Genomic DNA, 20,012 nt, shown 5'->3' with positions numbered 1-20,012 from the left:
CATGCTTCCATTCACGCTCGAGAAGGTGACCTCCGTCCAAGACGCTATCGCCGCTGCATCGTCCGGCCGACGTTTCATCGCCGGTGGTACGACGTTGATCGACCTCATGCGGGAGGAGGTGGAGCAGCCGGAGCACCTTGTCGACATCAACACGCTCCCGCTTTCCGAAGTCCGTATCGATGGCTCCGATCTCGTGATCGGCGCGCTCGCCCGCATGGCCGATGTCGCCGCCCATCCCGACGTGCAGCGCCTGCACCCGCTCGTCGCCGAAAGCCTGATCGAGGGCGCCTCGCCGCAACTGCGCAACATGGCCTCCATCGGCGGCAATCTGCTCCAGCGCGTGCGCTGCCCCTATTTCCGGATGCACGATGCGCCCTGCAATAAGCGCACCCCGAACTCCGGTTGCGCCGCCATCGATGGACTCAATGCCGGCCACGCCATTCTCGGCACCAGCAATCATTGCGTCGCGACGCATCCTTCGGACCTCGCCGTCGTCCTGGTCGCCCTCGAAGCTACGATGCAGGTGAGTGGACCGCGCGGCGAGCGCAGCTTTCCAATCGAGGAACTCTTTCGTCTGCCAGGCGACACGCCCCATCTCGAACACACGCTGCTGCCTGGCGAACTCATCCTCGCGGTGCGGGTCCCCGGCGGCCCGTACAGCCGGCGGGCGCGCTATCTCAAGGTGCGCGACCGCGCCTCCTATGAGTTCGCGCTGGTGTCCGCGGCCGCCGCACTCGACGTTGGCGGCGGTGTGATCCGCCAGGCGCGGCTCGCTGTCGGCGGTGTGGGTACTCGGCCGTGGCGCCTGCGCGCGGTGGAGAAAACGCTGATCGGCAAGGCGCCGGATCGCAAAGTGTTCGAGACAGCCGCCCGGTTGGCAGTCGAAGGAGCCCGTCCGCTGTCGGGCAATCACTACAAGCTCGAACTCCTGCCCCGCACGATCGTTCGCGCCCTTGAGATGACGGGAGAAGCCGCATGACGACGAACGTGATCGGGAAGCCGCTGCCGCGCGTGGATGGTCGCGCCAAGGTCACCGGCGTCGCGCGCTATGCCGCTGACTTCAACCAGCCCAGCCAGGCCTACGCGGTGGTCGCCGGTGCCACGGTCGGTCTCGGCCGCGTGACCGGCATCGACGCCGCGCCGGTTGAGAAGATGCCAGGCGTCATTGCAGTCATCACGCATCGCAATGCGCCACGCCTGCCGTATGCACCCCACAAGAGCTACATCGATCCGGCCACGGGCGAGCGGCTGCATGTGTTGCAGGAGGACCACGTGCGTTTCTATGGGCAACCGGTAGCGATCGTCGTCGCCGATACGCTCGAGCAGGCGGAGCGCGCGGCTGCCGCGCTACGTATCTCCTACACGGCCGAGCGGCCGATCATTGATCCTGCCGACGCAAAAGCCCGGCCTGTCGTCCCGGAAGCCGGGAAGCAGCCGGATGCGAGGCTGCCAGCCGACACCGCGCGCGGCAATGCCAACAGCGCTCTCGCGGATGCGCCGGTGAGGGTCGACGAGATCTACGAAATCGCGCGCGAGAACCACAGTCCAATGGAGCCGCATGCCACCGTCGCGGCCTGGAATGGCAATCGGCTGACGCTGTGGAGCAAGAGCCAGTTCGTCGTCAACGAACAGGCCGAGGTCGCGGCCGTCTTCGGCCTGCCGTCCGAGAACGTACAGGTGATCTGTCCGTTTATCGGTGGCGCCTTCGGTACGACGCTGAGGACGTGGCCACACGTGACGCTTGCGGCCATGGCGGCGCGGCAAGTGGGGCGTCCCGTCAAGCTCGTGCTCACGCGCAAGCAGATGTTCTTCATGACGGGCCATCGCCCCCGCACCTTGCAGCGGATGGCGCTCGGCGCCACGGCGGACGGCAAGCTCACCAGCATTGTTCACGAAGGCACCGGAGAGACGAGCCGCTATGAAGAGTTCATGGAGGCTCTGACGTCAGTGACGACCTTCCTGTACTCCACGCCGAACGTGCGGACCCGCTACCGGCTGCTGCCACTCGATATCGGCACCCCGAACCATATGCGTGGTCCTGGCGAGGCCAGCGGTGTCTTTGCGCTCGAATGTGCCGTCGATGAATTGTCGTACAAGCTCGGGATCGATTCCATAGATCTGCGGCGCCGCAACGAGCCGGCGATCGATGAGGGCGAGAACAAGCCCTTCTCCAGCCGATCCCTCATGAAATGCCATGACCTCGCCGCCGAACGTTTCGGCTGGTCGCGGCGGTTACCCGAGCCGCGTTCGATGCGCGATGGCCGGCTGCTGGTCGGCATGGGTGTCGCATCGGCGAGCTATCCGGCCTTCCACGCGCCGGCGAGTGCGCGGGCGCGGCTGCTCGCGGACGGCACGGCCGAAGTTGAAGTGGCGGCAAGCGACATGGGCCCTGGCACCTACACGTCCATGACGCAAGTTGCCGCCGAGACGCTAGGACTGCCTATTGAACGGGTGCGCTTCAGCCTGGGCCGCTCTGACTATCCGCCCGCTCCATCCCATGGTGGCTCCTGGACGATGGCCTCGGTCGGCTCTGCGGTCCGTGCCGCCTGCATGGCCGTGCAGGAAGAAGCCGCAAAAGGCCCTCAGGATGGCCGACCCATCGAGGCTACGGCTTCGGCTCAGCGCGATCCCGATGTTGCGGCCCGATTTTCCATGCACTCCTTTGGAGCCGTATTTGCGGAGGTGGCTGTCGATCCGGACGTCGGGACGATCCGGCTGCGCCGTGCAGTAGGCGCCTATGGCATCGGCCGCGTCGTTAATCCGCGACTTGCGAGGAGCCAATGCATTGGCGGCATGATCGGCGGTATGGGTATGGCGCTCATGGAGCGCACTGTCCTCGATCCGCGCGACGGACGCCCGGTCAATGCCCACATGGCCGATTACCTCCTGCCCGTGAATCTCGACGTTCCCCAACTCGAAGCGCACTTCGTCGAGGAGCTGGATCCACACGTCAACGCGCTTGGCGTCAAAGGCCTCGGCGAGATCGCGCTCGTCGGCATGGCTCCAGCCATCGCCAACGCCGTCTTTCACGCGACCGGCAAACGCGTGCGCACCCTGCCGATCCGAATTGAAGATGTGCTGACCGGGTAGCTCCGATCCACGGTCTCATGCCGCCCCTCTCGGCGCAAAGCTGAAACTTCCGATCTCTGGAGTCCCCAACGGGTCAATCGCGTCATCTTGGTCGTCGGCCGACTACTTCCGGTCTTCCCCTAACTGCGGACATCACGCTTCGGGACCACCACTTCCGAAAAGTGCCAGAAGCAGACTCATGCACCGCAACAAGGTGACCTATTCGATCACCCCGTCGGCGCGGGCAAGAAAGGTGTGCGGAATCTCAAGGCCAAGCGCCTTAGCCGTCTTGAGATTGAGATCAGGTCAACCGCCCGACGCTTGTAACTGTCCGATCGTTTTACGCGACGGCTTACCCACCGAGCTTTGAACGCGCGACGACATCGATCTGCGCCGGTGCGTCTATGACGTTTACCAGCCAATCTTTGGCAATAGCTGTCGTGCAGCACTCAGCACATGCAGCCGCCGGACGGACGCGGATCTTTTGAATCCCCCGACAACGCGTCAGATGACGCTAGCCATTTCTATTTCCTTTTGCCCTCAGCGAAGGTCGGTTGCCATCCCGCACCCTTTTGGCTTGGTGCTGCGGCAATGACTTTGATCTTCTTCTTTCTGGGTTTCTTGGCCTCCCGATTGCTCCTTTGTTGGCCCTTGGCCATGTCGATCTCCTTTGGTTTGAGGATGACGCAAGGTGACGGCGTGTTCTTTGTCTGGGTCACCCATCAGTTCAACACAACGACCTCGATGGGCTGACTGACGCTAAACGTCTTGCCCGTAACAGTGCAGCCCTAGACGTCAAACCACCCATGGCATAGTCTTCGATTAGCAACAGTGGCCGCATCCGCTGGGACCCTTCAAGGGAGGACTGATGTATGGGCCAAGCATCATCCACAATCGATTTCGCAACAGCTCTTCGCGATCCCACAGCAATTTTTTCGGAACCTAATGATATTGTCGCACATCCCCAGCTGTCGCGGGAGATGAAGCTTGCACTGCTGCGGCAGTGGGAACAGACTGCACGCAGCCTGTCGGTTGCCGAGTCTGAAGGGATGGGTGGCGGTGAGGAGAACAAGCTCGGACGCGTAGAACTAGCGATCGCCCTGGTTGAAAAGCAGCCCTGAGCAGGCGGACGCGGCATCAACTCATTTTCGCCATCGCGTTCGCACGCTCCGTGGATGCCTCTATGGCATCTCACTGTGACTGTGACTGAGGGCCAACCCCATCCTCCTTCTTTGGCAGCCTCATGTTTTGGGAAGGGCCGATTGCCACGAGAGGCGCCGGCCGCTGGTCGCGTTCCCGACTGAGGTGAAGGCGGTTGGGCGCGCGCCCCCAACGGCCATACCGCCACGCCACCCAGGAGACCCACGAATTCACGTCGCTTCATTAGGTGCCCTCGCCGCCCCAAAGGCTATCGCAGACCGGACCGGGCGAGGAGTGACAAGATAGCGCGGAAGAGAAGCATGAGGGGTATTGAGGCGCCAAGCCAGTGCCCCTCTCTTCATTTCCCTTGCCGCTTTGGGTCGTATCCGACATCGGCCAAGGCCGCTGCAATGTCTGCAACGGGTCTTGGCCGTGTAAAAACGGTCTTCAGAGATAAGCTATCCAGAGGGCCGGAACGGGTGTGTTTCAGGCCACGATCGCAGCGATCAGCGGCTTGGTCCCGACGATGTTCATGACCCGTGTCAGATTATAGGCCAGCACCGAGAGCGCCATCTCGGCTGCTACTTTTGGAAGCGTTTTGGTGAGGAAGTGTGTCGCTCCCATGCGGGCCTTCATCGTGCCGAACGGATGCTCGACCGTCTCGCGACGCCGGCGCATGGCTTGTGGATTTGCATCAAGGCGCTGCTGCACGGCCTCGAGCAGATGCTCATGCTCCCATCGTGGAATCCGCCGCTCTGGTCCTGTCGTGCACTGCGATTTAAGCGAACAATCTTGACAGGCTGTGGTCCAGTAGCGCCGTAGCCGCTTGCCGTCTTCCTCGCTCGTAAAGCGATATGGCAGTTGCTCCCCAGCTGGACAGCGATAGGCGTCCTCCTCTGGCAAATAGACAAAGCCCTGCTTGCCGAAGCGTCCCTCCGATTTGGCACCCGACGTCTGCGGCTTGGGCAGAGTTACCGTGATGCCGGCCTCGTGGCACGCGAGGATCTCCGGGCTGCTGAAGTAGCCGCGATCGGCCACGGCCTCGAGCGTCTCGGTCTTAAGAACAGCCTTCGCCTGCTTGGCCATATTGGCAAGTTGCGCCCGATCAGAGCCGCTGTTCGTTACCTCGTGCACCACAATCAGATGGTGCTCGGTATCCACGGCGACCTGCACATTATAGCCGACAACGCCGGAACCACGGCCGCTCGTCGCCATCGATCGGCTGTCGGGATCGGTCAGGGAGATTTGCTGGTCGGGCGACGCGAGCATCTGCTTCTCGTAGACGGCAAGCTTGCCCATTTCCGCCTTCAGCTTCGTCAGTTTCTCGGTGAGCCTTGTTACTTTCTCCGCCAGCGCCTCCGTCGGTTCCTGTCGATCGGCGGTATCAAGTTGGCTCAAATAGCGCGCGACGCTCTCCTCCAGCTGGGCGCGCCGCCGCTCCACTTTCGCCCGTGTGAAGTTCTTGTCCCGGTTGTTCACGGCCTTGAACTTACTGCCATCGATGGCGACGCTCGCCGTCGCAAGGAGTCCCATCTCGCGGCAGAGTTCGACAAAGCGCACATACCTTGCGCAGCGCCAGGCCATTGTCTTTGCGGAAGTCCGCGATCGTCTTGTGATCAGGAGCGAGCCGACCCAACAGCCACATGACCTCGACATTGCGCCCGGCCTCGCGCTCCAGCCGCCGGCTCGATTGCACTCGGTTCAGATAGCCATAGATGTACAGCTTCAGCAGAACCGAGGGATGGTACGACGGCCGACCCGTCGCCGCCGGCGCCACGATCCGCCCCCGCAACGAAGCGCTTCATCAATTCCCCCTAGAATCACGGGAGAATCATAACAGCGGCACAGCGTTTTCACACAGCCAGGGTCAAACTCAGAAGTGTTCCTGTTTGCGTGGCACGTCCGTTGTACCCTCAAAGAGCGGACGTCTCCACGCCGTCCCGGCCAAGCGTGTCCTCATGGGCGGACGTTAATCTCACCCTGATCCGGCGGTAACCGGTACCGGTACCTGACGCGATTCAATCCCGTGGCCCTGCTGGCTCACAGGTCAATTGCGTGGGAAAGTCGGCTACAATGGCGAAAGCATGCTTTGGACAGCGCTGGATGTCTCAAAAACTGGCAGGCATCCTACGGTATTAGACTATACAGTCTGTGCCAGACGTGCCTTAGCACAGCGATGCGGATCAATTCGGTGCGGGTGAACTGCTCCGCACGCGTCGGGCGGTCATCGGATTTTGGGTCCGTTGCTCTCTCCCTGCGGGAACCGGCGCTTTCGTCGAGCGTTGGATTGTTCGGTTGATTGCGTGGTTTCTCGCACCATCCCGCGCCAACAGTGACGAGTGCCGATAACGACCAAAGCCAAGGGTGACAGGCGTCCGACGGGACCGACGTCTCAACGGCAAAGGGTCCAAAGGTCAGAGTCCAAACGGCCAGTGCAAAGCGAGGGTCAACCCTGCGGCTGCCGCCAGTCTGTCCGCAGCTAACTGGCAACGAAATGCGATACGAAAGCCGCAAGGCTTTCAGGACCATCGGTCGTTCCGGTGGTCCTTTTCGTTTGGACGCAAAATCCGTGCGGACGACGGCTCTTATCTCGATGGCGCATGTTATCAAGTCGGTGATGGACAGTTGTTTGGCAGTAGTCGTTCAAAGAAATTAGACGACGAGCCTGCGCTGTGGCCACTCTGGGCAAACAAGGTTAGGTCAGAACAACTGCATTTTCCGAATCAGCGAAGTGCTGTTTCCTCCTGATGGGGGCTCGTGTGGAATTGTCATGCAATTCAACCGCGTCAGCGGTCTCGTCGAGGACCTGCATATATGGAGTGCGACAAGCAACGGCTTCTCCTTCGTGATTAGCTTTGAAACTTGCAGCGGTCCCGGCCTCCGCGGACGCCATGGTTACTTGGCATCTTGGCGCCCGATCCACCAAAGCCGATGCGCCATAAAGGTCGGCGGCTCCCCCTTTCAGACGCTTGTCGAGGCTGAGATCGCTTGCACCGCCATGCTCGCGCACCTGATCCGCCCAGCCTGATCAAAAGCTCTATCGCCATTCAACGCATCACATCGCGCGGTCGCCAGTGACGTGGTAGCGCTTCGGCTCTGCATGGACCGCATCTACCCGCCGCGCAAAAATCTACCTCTCCCCGTCGTTGCTCTGACGAGCGCTCCGGTCGGCCACGGCATGACTGGGAGGATTGGTTCGACATCAAAGGTGGCCCGCTCGCTCGGGATTATTGCAGCGGAAATACACCGAAGGCGCGACCATTTGCGAATGCCCAAGCCTCAAGACAGAGGTTGGGTATGCAACGGGAGGGCCGTCTGGATCGGTGGTCAGCAGAAGACTGCAATGCCAGAAGGGATCATGGGTGGCCACCGACGCGAAATGTGCAGACGTGACAGGTGCCGCTGCGTACATGACAGATGAGCACCGCAAGCTCTACGACTTATATTGCCCGCGGCAGAACACAGCCGAGGAATTGAGTTCAACAATCACAAAGGCGACGCCCACCCAGGGCGTCGTGGTTCTTTCGTCCATTTGTCGTCGCTTCGGCGGTCCTCCAGCGGCATGCGCCGTGGTCCTTGAATCCATAACCGCCTCCCAAAAATAGAAGCGGTTCACCCTGCCTAATGCAGAAGGTCAAACGCGGCGACCAGCAGCACCGACGACGTGATCCCGATTGCGATTACCCGGAACATGTCCCTGCGCGTGGATGGCGTCATGGTGTGCTCCACCTATGGGGCCTCGGCGCAGAAGGACGGGGCCTGCGCCGGGACCACCCGATCCGCCGATCTCGTTCGAAGGAGCGAGCATTGCAAGTCAAACACAACCTTGGCGGATTGCAAGAACAACTTGCGCCAGTGGCCCCTCAAGATTGTGAGGTCACTTAGATCAATCTTAGGTTCCGTCGCGGACCGAGCGCTCCATGCTCCTCGCCAACCCCAAACGCGCAAGAGCCCCAGCTGCGGGGTGTCGAAGCTGGAGCCCTTGCCAGCCCGGAGAACCAATCAGGGCCGCGCTGATCCAAAGCACCCGATGGCCGCCTCTCGCTACAACAAAAGTTAGCCGCCGCCATCACGCGACTTAGGAACAATAACCCGGTTAAGTCAGTTTGGCTGCCAGAGACGGAATCTTTGCGAGCAGCCAAGGCGGTTGCGTCGCGCCCATCATCGCGAGTGCATCATGATCAAGCGAAGGCCCAATTTTCGTAACTCTCTGGATATGAACAGCAAGGTGCAGGTCAAAGTTTTGCGTCGGCGGCTCAAGCTATCGAACGTCGAATTGGCCGCCATCGTACGCAAGACCGGAAATTCGATCTCGGCTATCAGCAAGGAAGCTGCCAAGACGTGAGGAGCGCCTGGGGTTGGAGTGATGCGGTACTGCCCCAGATGCGACAACACGCGGTGGGTCTGCGAAAACCATTTTGATCGGCCGTTCCTGGGTGAACGGGCCTGCCTGCGACGGTGCTGGCGCGCCCTGCCCGGCCTGCAACAAGGTTGATGCGGACGATCCAGAGGACTTCCCCGCCATGCCCTCGGGCTTCAAGGCCGACCTTAGCTAGCACACGCCAGGATCATCGCATCGAAACCTCAGGCATAGTGCTGGACCATGTCCTGCCGCCTACCCAACTGTTCACGAGATCTGATTGCGGAATTCGGTCCACCAGCGCCTGGGTCTCCTGGGCGTCCGCTCGTAGAATGCTCAGACGGGAATGCACGGCCGCCTTGGTTCGCTTCAGGGCCGCTGCAATCAAGAGAGGGCCGACCGTCCGGCTTCGTGCAGCTCAAGAAGCCTACGGTCGTCTTCCTCCGTCCAATTTCGACAACTGCTGGATGCCATACATTTTCAGTCAAAGCGTAGCAGAGGTCCGAGTTTTCGGCGCAAGGGGGCTTGCGACCAAGGTATAGGTCGCTGGCCATTCGCGACGCAAGTATGCCAATTGTATCGACTGGGAGACTGCAGTGAAGATCGATGAGACGCGCTTTAGGGCAATCTTGAATGGTACGGCCGATCAACTCAGCGGCCAGGAGATTCTGATCCGCCACGTTGCTTACGAAGCTGAACGGAAAGGTGAAGACCCAAAGCGAGCAGTCGAGGAAAGCCTGCCCTTCGTGGTATTCACGACTGCTGCCCAAGAGAAGCGTTCTCGAAAAACAGACGCCACTAAGCCGCCACCGACTGCTACCGCCCTCGATGGAAAATCCCACCTGATCTCTCCGAAGGTACGGAACAATTCACCCATTAAAGCCGTCGCTGCCGATATAGGCCGCTTCATCAACAGTGGGGCAATACTTATCATTCTGTTCGCCTTGGCTCTCGTCCAGGCTATCATTCCACCTCTGTTTCCGATCTTGGTCGCCGCAGTTTTCCTATATGGCGGCGCCTATTTGATCTTCATGATCTATTTTGCGGTCTATGAGACCTTGCGCCGCCGTTAGCGGCATCTAAGCAACAGGCTCGTTCGGTTCGCGGCCTGCCCTGCCTTCTTCCTGAGCGCCTCATAGAGCTGAGCTGGCCCAAGCAAGGCATCCTTCAAGCCCTCACGAACCCTCTCACTGTCGAGCGCCTGCTTGCTCGCTGTGGATTTGGGCTTCGAACTTCTGTTCGCGACCCAGTAATACCTTTGGGGAAAGGTCGGCTCTCTGGACGTTACTACTTTCCTGACAGATTCGGCGTGTCGCAAGCGGGCAAATCCGGAATGACCAAAACCGAACCAAGGCGGACCAACCCCGTAGTTTTGAAGCCTGGAATGAGCATCGGCTCAAGCGCCGCTGAGATGGATGACGAGTTCCTTCTACCTTGCTTTGTTCACTACCCGCCCGTCGACCTTTGCTTGGACCTAAATTCTCGTGGCACGGTGATTGAAGGACGCACCGGCTCCGGAAAGACAGCGATCCTGAAATACATTGAATCCCGCGTAGAGCATTGCTCCGAAGTCGACCCCTTCGACATGTCCATGAGCTACGTGTCTAACTCCGATGTATTGTCTTTCCTCCATGCCATCGGTGCAGACCTCGACCTCATGTTTCAGGTTCTGTGGAAGCATGTCCTCTGCATAGAATTCATCCGCTTGAGATTCTCAATCGTGGACGAGACCTCCTCAAAAGGAGTTTTCAGCTGGATAGCCGATAAGTTCTATCACGACGCTCGTCGGACAAAGGCAATCGCGTATCTGCGCTCATGGGAGGGCAAGTACTGGATCACGATGGATCAGAACATCAAGGAACTTACCGAAAAAATCGAAAACGCAGTCAAGGCCGAGCTTGGTGGTGAGATTGAAAAGTTTAAGCTTGGCGGTCAATACGACAAGCGATTAAGCGTCGACAAGAAGTCCGAGTTTATATCGCGGGTCAAGAAAATCATCAGCGCTGAACAAGCCAGCGAACTTGGGGCAGTCATCGATTTGCTTTCCGAGCTGGGGGCTGATGAAGGAAACTTCAAGCACTACTACATTATCATTGATAGACTTGATGAGGGATGGGTCGACATCTCTGTTCGCTTTAAACTTATTCGCGGCCTCGTCGAATCCTTAAAGGCTTTCCGTAAAATACGCGACCTCAAGATTCTGGTTGCAGCGCGCTCAGATGTACTTGAACGCGTCGTCCAAGAAACCAGAGACCTCACGTTCCAGCGCGAGAAGCTCGAAGACTATTTTATCCAGCTGAAGTGGTCTAAGCCCCTACTCAAGCAACTCATCGATCTTCGAATTACAAAACTGTTTAAGAAGCAATATACCGGCGATGACATCGTATTCGATGACATCTTCAAAAATCGTGTCTCAGCCTCTCTTCCTTTCGACTACATGGTCGAGCGCACTCTAATGCGCCCACGCGACATCATCGCGTTTGTGAACGAATGTCTAAATGAAGCGCAGGGCAACTACGAAGTTTCGGCCCAAACCATTAAAAAGGCCGAAGCCACCTATTCCTCGAAGCGACTGACCAATCTTGAGCAGGAATGGCAGAGCGCCTACCCAACAATCGCAAAACTCACGGCTTTCTTGGCCTCCAAGAGGAAGGTGCTTCTTTCATTCGATGAATTTTGCCCGCAAAGCGAAATGGACGAAATGGCCCTATTAATTTACAGCGAACCAAAGCGCCATTACGATCCACTTCATGATGCCGCAAGAGAGCATTGCGAAAATCCAGGCACCAGAATTTTTGCCAAGACCATTGTCAGTATCCTATACCGCGTAGGCGCGATCGGCGTGAAACTCGACAAGAGCGCACCTCACCAATTCGCCTACAACGGCCATCCATTACTGCGAGTGGCTCAAACACCAGATTCAGATGTATCAATTAGGGTCCATCAGATGCTCCATGGTGTCTTCCGCGTGTCCGAATCCATCTAAGGCCAATCAGGGCTTTGACCTGGGATCAGATCGATAGCTACCGCCTGCATGTGCGTAGGGTCAAGCGAGCACACCCAGCTCCCATCCGATCATGTGATGAACTGCGGGCCTTTGTCGGTTGCAGCGGGAGCAAGAGCCGAAGTCACCTTTCGTGTTCACCAGTGAGCGGGCTGGTCCGTTCACGACAGCCGGGTTCGCTCGAATGATGGAGCGGGCGGGGCTTGAGGCGGGCCTCCCGTTCTCATTGCGCTCCGAACGATAAGGGGCGTCAGCCCGCTTAGAAATGACGCCCTCCCAATTCAGCTTGGCCGCATGCTCGAACATCGATTGCCCGTCGCCAACAAGATGTTCGCTGTACACGATGGGAGCCTCGATGCCGTTTTCGCCGAGCAAGTCCAGCAGCGCCTGCTTGCGTTCAATCGTCGGCAGCTTGCGGAGGTCACCATCACGCCATAGGAGGTCAAAGGCGTAGAAAACCAATCGATCCTGCCTGCCCGCTGCCAGCTCTGCCTGCAATTCGGAGAAGTTGGTGCGCCCCTCATGGGTGACAACCACCTCACCGTCGATGATTGCTTCGCCAGGAATGTCCAGTGCGCCTGCGATGGTGGAAAAACGCTTGGTCCAATCGAGGCCGCTCCGCGTGTAGACTTTCTTCCTGCCCCTATTGACATGAAGCTGAATGCGGTAGCCGTCGTACTTAATTTCATGCAGCTACTGGTCACCCTTGGGTGCCTTGGACTTCAACGTGGCGAGCTGGGGCTTAATGAACCCCGGCATGGAAATACGTGACACAACGCAACTCACAAAAGAAAATGCCCGCCGCGCTTCGAGGGCCACGGCGAGCATTCTTAACGACTTCGCAGGAAACTCGAACAATCTATGGGATGTATCCTTCCTGTCACCACCGCAGTGAACCAAATCCTACCACCCGAATTTACGCGGTAAATCGGAGGTGCGGATGTCGAACTTCGTGGTCCTCTTAGTGGAGGACGATATGTTCTAGTGCGAGCAAAACGAAGATTGAGAGTATTGCGAATCCCATGACTGTGCCTCGCAGCCCTACCTCGTCGTAACTATTGTCCGTTCAATTGACCCGTCAGCCTTCCGTGAAAGGCAAGACTTCGCGGATCGAGCCCGGTGAATTTGATGGAGTGACCCAGCGCGCGGTACTTCGTTTCGATCGCGTCGAGTGCGGCGACACTTGAAGCATCCCATATCTGGGACGATGTGAGATCGACAGTGATCTCCTTTGGATCCGCACGATACGAAAAGCGCTCGACGAAGTCGTTGCTGCTCCCGAAGAACAAGGGTCCGTGCACGGCGTAGCGGACTGAACTGCCGTCCTCGCTCGGCACTCGCTCGACGCGGATGACATGAGCGACGCGTCTGGCGAAGAGCACCATGGCAAGCAGCACGCCGCCGGCGATGCCGAAGGCGAGATTGCCGGTTGCGACCGTGATGACCACCGTCACTACCAGCACTGCGGTTTCCGACTTCGGCATGCGCTTGAGCGTGGAGGGCATCACGCTGTGCCAATCGAACGTCTTCACCGCGGCAATCATCATGACGGCCGCCAACGCCACGAGCGGAATCTGCGCCATCAGACTGCTAAGCACCGTAACCAGCACCAGCAGCACGATCGCCGCAGCAACAGTCGATATCCGCGAGCGGCCGCCGCCGATCTTCACATTGACGACAGTCTGCGCAATCATGGCGCAGCCGGCGATGCCGCCATAGAAACCGGCCGCGATATTGGCGACGCCGAGCGCCCAGGATTCCTTGCCCTTGTGCGAGCGGCTGTCGGTGACGTCATCGACCAGTTTTGCCGTGAGCAGCGTCTCCAGCAGTCCGACAAAAGCCACGCTGAGCGCGGTCGGCCAGACGATGCTGAGCGTCTCCAGATTGAGCGGCACTACGAAATGCGTGATGCCCGGCAGGCCCGGCGCCATCGCGCCGCCACTGCCGCCGACATTGGGCACCGTGAGATGACCTGAGATGACGATCGCCGTGACAATGACAATGGCGATCAGCGGCGCCGGAATTATGGTGATCACCCGTGGCGCCAGCAGCACGATTGCAATTGTCAGCGCGAACAGGGGATAGACGATCCAGAGAACGTTCAAAATGTGGGGCACTTGGGCGAAGAAGATCAGGATGCCCAGCGAATTGACGAAGCCGATCATCACTGAACGCGGGATGAAGCGGGTCAGTCGCGCCATCCCCAAAAGGCCAAATGCGATCTGGACGATACCGGCCAGGATGATGGTCGGCAGGATGTAGCCGGGCCCATAGGCCTTCACCATCGGCCCGATCACGAGCGCAATCGAGCCTGCAGCCGCCGTCACCATGGCGGGCCGGCCACCGAGCACGGACATCACAAGCCCGAGCACGACCGACGAGAACAACGCGACCTTGGGGTCGACGCCAGAGACAAAGGAGAACGAAATCACCTCGGGGATCAGCGCGAGTGCCGTTACCACGCCAGCCAGCGTCTCGCGTGTGAATTCCCTCGGCGAGGTCAGCATCGAGCCGATCGAGGGCGAATCCTCGAATGTCCTCTGCGCCGTGCGGTCGTCGATCGCGGTCATGGCACTGCCCTATTGCACGGCGCGCTTCAGCGCGTCGGTGAGATCGGTTTTTTCCCAGGAGAAACCGCCGTCGCTTTCCGGCGTGCGGCCGAAATGGCCATAGGCCGCGGTGCGGGCATAGATCGGCTTGTTGAGCTGGAGATGCCTGCGGATGCCGCGTGGCGTCAGATCCATCGACTCGGCGATGGCCTTTTCCAGCTTGTCGTCGGCGACCTTTCCAGTGGCGTGGGTGTTGATATAGATCGACAGCGGTCGCGCTACCCCGATCGCGTAGGAGAGCTGCAAGGTCACCCTGTCGGCGAGCCCGGCGGCAACGATGTTTTTTGCGAGGTAGCGCGCCGCATAGGCCGCAGAACGGTCCACCTTGGTTGAATCCTTGCCGGAGAACGCGCCGCCGCCATGTGGCGCCGCGCCGCCATAGGTATCGACGATGATCTTTCGGCCGGTGAGCCCGGCATCGCCGTTCGGACCGCCGACGAAGAATTTGCCGGTCGGGTTGATGTGCCAGATGGTCTTGTCCGAGATCCAATCTTCTGGCAGCGCTGCGCGCACATAGGGCTCGACCCGCTCGCGCACCTGGCTGGAACTCATGTCCTCGATCAGGTGCTGGTGGGAGACCACGATCTCGCGGATGCCGATCGGCTTGCCACTCTCGTACTGCACCGTGACCTGGCTCTTGGAGTCGGGGCCCAGCACCTTTTCCTCACCTGCACGCCGCGCTTCCGAAATCAGCCGCAGGATCTTGTGCGCATAGAAGATCGGCGCAGGCATCAACTCCGATGTCTCATTGGTGGCATAGCCAAACATGATGCCCTGGTCGCCGGCGCCCTCCTCGCGGTTGGTGCCGGGCTGGTGTGCGTCGACGCCCTGCGCGATATCGGCCGACTGCGGATGCAGCAACACTTGCACGTCGGCATTTTTCCAATGGAAGCCCTCCTGCTCGTAACCAATGTCCTTGATTGCCCCGCGCGCGACCTGCTCGATCTGCTCGTTGGTCACTGAGGATGGCCCGCGCGTCTCGCCCGCGATCACCACCTTGTTCGTGGTTGCGAGCGTCTCGCAGGCGGCGCGGATGCTCCAGGGGTCTACGCCGGCCTTGGCGCCCTCGCGAAAGAACAGGTCGACAATCTCGTCGGAGATGCGGTCGCATACCTTGTCGGGATGGCCTTCCGACACGGACTCGCTGGTGAAGAGATAGGATGCGCGCATAGGTTTTTCCTCAGATTCTCAGTTCGACCCGCGCACGACGCAGCGGAAGCCGATGTGACATGTCGATGAATCGGTACTCTCGCCCTGCCGCGCGGCAGGGCGAAAGCGCAGGCAGTAATTGGGAGCACACAGATGCGAGCCGCCCTTCACCACGTAGAGCTGCCTGCGCGGATCGGCGTCGTCGCGCTGGCAGCATGATTTGTCGGCACCGCCCTGCGGCGAGTAAAGCGACGAGGTCCACTCCCAGACATTGCCGGCCATGTCGTGCAGCCCAAAGCCGTTCGGCGGGAATGCATCGACCGGCGACGTACCCTCAAAGCCGTCCTGGCTCAGGTTCTCGAAGGGAAAACGTCCCTGCCAGGTATTGGCCATGTAGCGGCCTTCGGGATTGGCAGCATCGCCCCACGCATAGGCGGCACCCTCGAGGCCGCCGCGCGCGGCGAATTCCCACTGTGCCTCGTCCGGCAATTCCTTGCCGGCCCAGGCCGCGTAGGCCTGCGCGTCCTCGTAAGTGACATGCACGACGGGATACTTGTCTTTGTGTTGAATCGAAGAGCTTGGCCCGTTGGGGTGACGCCAGTTGGCGCCGGGCACATAGGCCCACCATGCCCGGTAATCGCGAAGGCTCACCGGGCGCGGCGGCTTGACGAAGACGAGCGAACCCGGAACGAGGAATTCGGGCGCCGCGTCCGGATACATTTTCCGGGTCGGCACGCGCTCGGAGAATGTGACGTAGCCGGTAGCCGCAGTAAAGCGGGAGAATTCCCCATTGGTCACCGGAAAGCGGTCGATCCAAAATCCGTCGACGGTCTCGCTGCGCACCGGCCGCTCCTCGCGGTAGAACGCGTTGGAGCCCATAAGAAACGTTCCGCCGGGAATGAAGACCATGTCTTTCCGGCGGGCCGTTGTCCTCGGGTCACCGGCCACGGACACACCGGCATCCAGCGAAGTGCCGCGCTTCGAACAGCAATGCGATGCGATGATATCCACGGCCGGGCCTCGCCTGATCGTTTAAGCGAACTTCTTCGGAACGAAGTCGAGCGGCGATCCCGGCGGGATCAGCTCTTCCTTCTTCACGCTGTTCTCGAAGTCGCGTACGACGCGATGGGCGTGCTGCATGACCCACCAGCGCACATAGCGCTGGTTGACCGCCTCGCGCTCCTTCGGGTCCTCCTTCAGATGTGTGATGCGGGCAAAGCCGAGGTCTAGTTCCGGATCGTGGAAATGCTGCTGCCGCTTGAAGTTGATCTTGAAGTCCTTCCACTTCACCGCATGCAACTCGTCCTTGAGCCAGACGATGCAGGATTCGCGGTTGGAGGCCGGCTGCTTACCGGTGAAGAACGGGGTCTGGTCGACGCCATCGATCAGGCGATCCTTCGGTGCCTCGCAGCCGACGAACTTGAGCAGCGTGGTGAACATGTCGGTGACATGCACCATCTCATTGCTCTCGGCGCCGGCCTTGATGTGGTTCGGGTAACGGATCAAGAGCGGAGTGCGGATGCCGCCTTCCGCCGAGGAAAAGTAGGAACCGTCGAAGAAGCCGCCGGTGCCGCGGCCGGCAAGATGATCCTCCGCGCCGTTGTCGCCACATGCGACCACGATGGTGTTGTCGCGAATGCCGAGCCGGTCTAGCGTGTCGAGCAGCACGCCGAAATCGTGGTCGAGCATCAAGAGACAATCGCCCCAGTCGCCGTTGTCGCTCTTGCCGACGAATTCGTCGCGCGGGCTCATCGGGAAATGCATCAGCGAGTGGTTGAAGTAGCAGTAGAACGGCTTGTCGTCCTTGACCGCCTTCTCCATGAACTTGATCGCCCGCTTCTGGTATTCGAGGTCGCAGGTCTTCTTGGTCTCCATGGTGAGCTGCTGGTCCTTGACCGGCCAGGCGCCCTTGCCTTTCACGCCCTCATGCATGTGGGAATAGCCGTCGCGCTCCGGCACGTAGTGCGGATCTTCCAGCCACATGCACTCGTCATAGGTGCGCAAGGGTCCGTACCACTCGTCAAAGCCGTGATCGGTGGGGAAGCGGCCGTCCTCGGCGCCGATGTGCCACTTGCCGTAGATCGACGAGGTATAGCCGGCCTCCGCCAAGATCGAGGCGATGGTGCGCTCCCAAGTGACGATGCCTCCGCCATTGCCGCCGAGCGCGATGGTGTGATTGCCCGAGCGGATCGGGAAGCGTCCGGTCATCAGCGCAGAACGGGTCGGTGTGCACTGGGGCTCGACGACGTAATGCGTCAGCTTCATGCCTTCCTTGGCGAACGCGTCAAATCGCTTGGTGTCGGCGCCGCGCAGCATGCCGCCGCCGTAGCAGCCGAGCTCACCCATGCCGAGGTTGTCGACGTGAAAGAACAGAATGTTTGGTTTTTTGGCCATAGTAGCTCCGTTAGAGGCGTTGCTCACGCCGGGTCCTTGATTTTCGGTTGTGCGTGACTTGCGGAATGGTTTTCCTGCCATTTCGGGCCTGGTCCGCGCATGTAGTGCCGCTCGGGCTGGTATCTGCTGCCAATGATCGCGGCGAGCCGGCGCCACACTGCTCTGAGCGGCGCACCGAACTCAGCCATGCCGAAGTTGCCGGCATGAACAATGCTTGGTTTCCTTGCCATAGAACGCTCCGATCGATTGGCGCTAAAGCGCGCCAATCCCTTAACGACGCGGGTCACGCGTCATTTTCCTTGAGTTGTTGTTTCGCTCCCTGCCCGGCAGCGAAGTCTGAGGTATCAGTAGAGTTCGCCCACTCCTTTCGGTCCCACTTTCATTCCAAAGCCCGAGAGACCCCGATCCTTGATCTCGGGGGCCATGGCGGCGAGCGACTCTTCGCGGATCAGCCCCTTGAGCTCCTGCACCAGGTTTATGAACTCCGGTGTGTCGGTCATTTCGGGCGTGCGCGGACGCGGTAGCGGCACCTTGATCTCGGCCTTGATGCGTCCGGGCCGTGCCGTCATGACGTAGATGCGGTCAGAGAGGAAAATCGATTCCTCGATGTCGTGGGTGATGAACAGCACCGAGATACGGAACTGCTGCCAGATGTTGGTCAGGATCTCCTGCATCACGACGCGGGTCTGCGTATCGAGCGCGCCGAACGGCTCGTCCATCAGCAGCACCTGGGGGCTGGTCGCCAGCGCGCGGACGATGCCGATGCGCTGTTTCATGCCGCCGGAAAGCTGGTCGGGATAATGGTTCTCGAACGAGAGAAGTCCGGCGAGATCGAGCAGCGAGCGCGCCGTGGTGCTGCGCTTGTACCTGTCGACGCCGGCCATCTTCAGCCCGAACTCGACGTTCTTGCGCACCGAGAGCCACGGAAACAGCGAGTATTGCTGGAACACCACACCGCGGTCCGAGCCGGGCCGGGTAATCGGCTTGCCGTCCAGTATGGCCTCGCCACGCGTCGGCTTGACGAAGCCGGCGACGACGCTGAGCAGGGTCGACTTGCCGCAGCCGGACGGTCCGATCAGGGAGACGAACTCGCCGGGCTTCACGTTGAGGGAAACGTCGCTGACGGCGACCACCTCGTTGTCGTTGCTGCCGAATACGACTCCCATGTTGCGGACGTCGATGAAGCCCTTGGGGTTGTCATTGACGGCATCCCTGACGGTCCCCGCCGGAGCAGCGTATGCGTGGGTCATTGTCATCGCTTCCCTCCCGGTGCGAAGGCGAGCCACGGCATCAACAAGGCGCCGACCATGCGGATGACGCCGCTGCAGGCGAGTCCCAGCACGCCGATCGTGATCATGCCGAGCATGATCGCGGGATAATCCACCAGCGAGTACGCCTCCCAGGTGAAGTAACCGACGCCGAACTGGCCCGAGATCATCTCGGCGGCGATCAGCGATACCCATGCGACGCCCATGCCGACGGCAAGGCCTGTAAAGATGTGCGGCAGCGAGCCCGGCAGGATCACGTTCCAGAACAATTGCGCCTCATTGGCGCCGAGGCATTTGCCTGCACGGACCAGCACGCCGTCGAGCGAATGCACGCCGTGGATGGTGTTGAGCAGGATCGGGAAGAACGCGCCGATGAAGGTGATGTAGACGATCGCGGCCTCGTTGTTCGGCCACAGCATGATCGACATCGGCACCCAGGCGATCGCGGGGATCGGCCGCAGGATCTCGACGCACGGCATGAAGAAATCGCGCACGCGCTGATATTTGCCGATCAGGAGGCCGAGCGGCACGCCGATGGCGATCGCAATGAAGAAGCCGGTCAGGATGCGGCGCACGGAGATCGCGATGTTGACGAGGTACTTGTTCGACAGGCCGACCTGGGTCAACTGGTTAAACACTTCCGCCGGCGTCGGAACGTTCTTGAAGCGGATGTAGAACTCGAACCGGTACTTCGTTCCGAGATACCAGACCAGGAACAGCGCACCGATCGAGATGCAGCCGAGGGCCGCCGTGATGAGTCGGTCGCGCGTGATCTGCCTGAGCACGGCGTTCGCGATATCGCGCAGGGAGGTTGTCGGCACCACCTCGGGCTCGGTCGCCGCCGGCTCCGCTGCCACGGCCGGGCTCGGCTGCCCAGATGCCTCGGTGGCCGACGGTGCGGGCACCGGGGTTTCTGGTTTTGACGTCATCATGCTCTCGACGACCCGCTCCGGATCGATTTGCCCATTGAGGATCGGGATTGCCGCAACTTTCGCTCGCGCCATGCTGCCCATCGCCGC

The 20,012-nt window shown here is 60.2% G+C and carries 15 protein-coding genes and 1 pseudogene; 6 read left to right on the top strand and 10 right to left on the bottom strand.

Annotated features, from left to right (window positions below; all coding sequences use genetic code 11):
- The first annotated feature begins 1 nt into the window (after nt 1).
- Nucleotides 2–979, top strand: a complete 978-nt coding sequence (locus tag ACH79_RS19625) for a xanthine dehydrogenase family protein subunit M (protein WP_161852460.1) — start codon at nt 2–4, stop codon at nt 977–979.
- Nucleotides 976–3,090 carry a xanthine dehydrogenase family protein molybdopterin-binding subunit gene (locus ACH79_RS19620; RefSeq protein WP_161852459.1) on the top strand — a complete coding sequence of 705 codons (2,115 nt, stop codon included), beginning with the start codon at nt 976–978 and terminating at the stop codon, nt 3,088–3,090. The genes ACH79_RS19625 and ACH79_RS19620 overlap by 4 nt, the downstream gene beginning before the upstream one ends.
- A gap of 503 nt (nt 3,091–3,593) precedes the next feature.
- Here the strand turns inward: ACH79_RS19620 and ACH79_RS44785 are convergent.
- Complete coding sequence (locus ACH79_RS44785) at nt 3,594–3,728, bottom strand: hypothetical protein (protein WP_256380323.1); 135 nt, start codon at nt 3,726–3,728, stop codon at nt 3,594–3,596.
- A 213-nt stretch (nt 3,729–3,941) separates the two neighbouring features.
- Here ACH79_RS44785 and ACH79_RS19615 point away from each other — a divergent pair, with 213 nt between their 5' ends.
- Complete coding sequence (locus ACH79_RS19615; RefSeq protein WP_074279461.1) at nt 3,942–4,190, top strand: hypothetical protein; 249 nt, start codon at nt 3,942–3,944, stop codon at nt 4,188–4,190.
- 505 nt (nt 4,191–4,695) lie between these two features.
- On the opposite strand, the pseudogene ACH79_RS19610 reads toward ACH79_RS19615, so the two are convergent.
- Nucleotides 4,696–5,986, bottom strand: a pseudogene (locus ACH79_RS19610) (IS1182 family transposase); the annotation flags it as partial.
- Between the two features lie 2,400 nt (nt 5,987–8,386).
- Between ACH79_RS19610 and ACH79_RS19605 the strand changes: the two are divergent.
- The 3 genes from ACH79_RS19605 (at nt 8,387) to ACH79_RS19595 (ending at nt 11,555) form a co-directional block, all read left to right on the top strand.
- Nucleotides 8,387–8,554 carry a DUF3606 domain-containing protein gene (locus ACH79_RS19605; protein ID WP_246738599.1) on the top strand — a complete coding sequence of 56 codons (168 nt, stop codon included), beginning with the start codon at nt 8,387–8,389 and terminating at the stop codon, nt 8,552–8,554.
- A 611-nt stretch (nt 8,555–9,165) separates the two neighbouring features.
- Nucleotides 9,166–9,642 (top strand): hypothetical protein, encoded by a 477-nt coding sequence (locus tag ACH79_RS19600; RefSeq protein ID WP_161852458.1) that lies wholly within the window; start codon nt 9,166–9,168, stop codon nt 9,640–9,642.
- 260 nt (nt 9,643–9,902) lie between these two features.
- Nucleotides 9,903–11,555: a P-loop ATPase, Sll1717 family gene (locus tag ACH79_RS19595; RefSeq protein ID WP_202639269.1), complete on the top strand. Its 1,653-nt coding sequence runs from the start codon at nt 9,903–9,905 to the stop codon at nt 11,553–11,555.
- Between the two features lie 60 nt (nt 11,556–11,615).
- Here the strand turns inward: ACH79_RS19595 and ACH79_RS19590 are convergent, their stop codons facing one another.
- The 8 genes from ACH79_RS19590 to ACH79_RS19560 form a co-directional block, all read right to left on the bottom strand.
- On the bottom strand, nt 11,616–12,236 hold the full coding sequence (locus ACH79_RS19590) for a hypothetical protein (RefSeq protein ID WP_246738689.1): 621 nt from the start codon (nt 12,234–12,236) through the stop codon (nt 11,616–11,618).
- Nucleotides 12,237–12,628: 392 nt separating this feature from the next.
- On the bottom strand, nt 12,629–14,143 hold the full coding sequence (locus tag ACH79_RS19585; protein ID WP_161852457.1) for a SulP family inorganic anion transporter: 1,515 nt from the start codon (nt 14,141–14,143) through the stop codon (nt 12,629–12,631).
- 9 nt (nt 14,144–14,152) lie between these two features.
- Nucleotides 14,153–15,352: a methionine adenosyltransferase gene (metK, locus tag ACH79_RS19580; protein WP_161852456.1), complete on the bottom strand. Its 1,200-nt coding sequence runs from the start codon at nt 15,350–15,352 to the stop codon at nt 14,153–14,155.
- Between the two features lie 18 nt (nt 15,353–15,370).
- The gene (locus ACH79_RS19575) at nt 15,371–16,342 is read right to left on the bottom strand and encodes a formylglycine-generating enzyme family protein (RefSeq protein ID WP_371419430.1); all 972 of its coding nucleotides are present in this window, start codon (nt 16,340–16,342) and stop codon (nt 15,371–15,373) included.
- Nucleotides 16,343–16,363: 21 nt separating this feature from the next.
- Complete coding sequence (locus ACH79_RS19570; RefSeq protein WP_161852455.1) at nt 16,364–17,725, bottom strand: arylsulfatase; 1,362 nt, start codon at nt 17,723–17,725, stop codon at nt 16,364–16,366.
- 23 nt (nt 17,726–17,748) lie between these two features.
- Nucleotides 17,749–17,955, bottom strand: a complete 207-nt coding sequence (locus tag ACH79_RS43010; protein ID WP_202639393.1) for a hypothetical protein — start codon at nt 17,953–17,955, stop codon at nt 17,749–17,751.
- A gap of 114 nt (nt 17,956–18,069) precedes the next feature.
- The gene (locus tag ACH79_RS19565; RefSeq protein WP_161852454.1) at nt 18,070–18,975 is read right to left on the bottom strand and encodes an ABC transporter ATP-binding protein; all 906 of its coding nucleotides are present in this window, start codon (nt 18,973–18,975) and stop codon (nt 18,070–18,072) included.
- A 2-nt stretch (nt 18,976–18,977) separates the two neighbouring features.
- Nucleotides 18,978–19,997, bottom strand: coding sequence for an ABC transporter permease (locus tag ACH79_RS19560; protein WP_246738598.1), 1,020 nt, complete (start codon nt 19,995–19,997; stop codon nt 18,978–18,980).
- Nucleotides 19,998–20,012: the final 15 nt, after the last annotated feature.

Origin of the sequence: Bradyrhizobium sp. CCBAU 051011, assembly GCF_009930815.1 — a bacterium.
Classification (GTDB): domain Bacteria; phylum Pseudomonadota; class Alphaproteobacteria; order Rhizobiales; family Xanthobacteraceae; genus Bradyrhizobium.
This window is presented reverse-complemented; position numbering and strand designations above follow the sequence as displayed.

Excerpts from the sequence above, each read along its gene's own strand:
- ACH79_RS44785 (WP_256380323.1), bottom strand. The coding sequence starts at position 3,728 with ATGGCCAAGGGCCAACAAAGGAGCAATCGGGAGGCCAAGAAACCCAGA.
- ACH79_RS19565 (WP_161852454.1), bottom strand. The coding sequence starts at position 18,975 with ATGACCCACGCATACGCTGCTCCGGCGGGGACCGTCAGGGATGCCGTC.
- ACH79_RS19615 (WP_074279461.1), top strand. The coding sequence starts at position 3,942 with ATGGGCCAAGCATCATCCACAATCGATTTCGCAACAGCTCTTCGCGAT.
- ACH79_RS19620 (WP_161852459.1), top strand. The coding sequence starts at position 976 with ATGACGACGAACGTGATCGGGAAGCCGCTGCCGCGCGTGGATGGTCGC.
- ACH79_RS19570 (WP_161852455.1), bottom strand. The coding sequence starts at position 17,725 with ATGGCCAAAAAACCAAACATTCTGTTCTTTCACGTCGACAACCTCGGC.
- ACH79_RS19585 (WP_161852457.1), bottom strand. The coding sequence starts at position 14,143 with ATGACCGCGATCGACGACCGCACGGCGCAGAGGACATTCGAGGATTCG.
- ACH79_RS19595 (WP_202639269.1), top strand. The coding sequence starts at position 9,903 with ATGACCAAAACCGAACCAAGGCGGACCAACCCCGTAGTTTTGAAGCCT.
- ACH79_RS19605 (WP_246738599.1), top strand. The coding sequence starts at position 8,387 with ATGATCAAGCGAAGGCCCAATTTTCGTAACTCTCTGGATATGAACAGC.
- ACH79_RS19560 (WP_246738598.1), bottom strand. The coding sequence starts at position 19,997 with ATGGCGCGAGCGAAAGTTGCGGCAATCCCGATCCTCAATGGGCAAATC.
- ACH79_RS19625 (WP_161852460.1), top strand. The coding sequence starts at position 2 with ATGCTTCCATTCACGCTCGAGAAGGTGACCTCCGTCCAAGACGCTATC.
- metK (WP_161852456.1), bottom strand. The coding sequence starts at position 15,352 with ATGCGCGCATCCTATCTCTTCACCAGCGAGTCCGTGTCGGAAGGCCAT.
- ACH79_RS43010 (WP_202639393.1), bottom strand. The coding sequence starts at position 17,955 with ATGGCAAGGAAACCAAGCATTGTTCATGCCGGCAACTTCGGCATGGCT.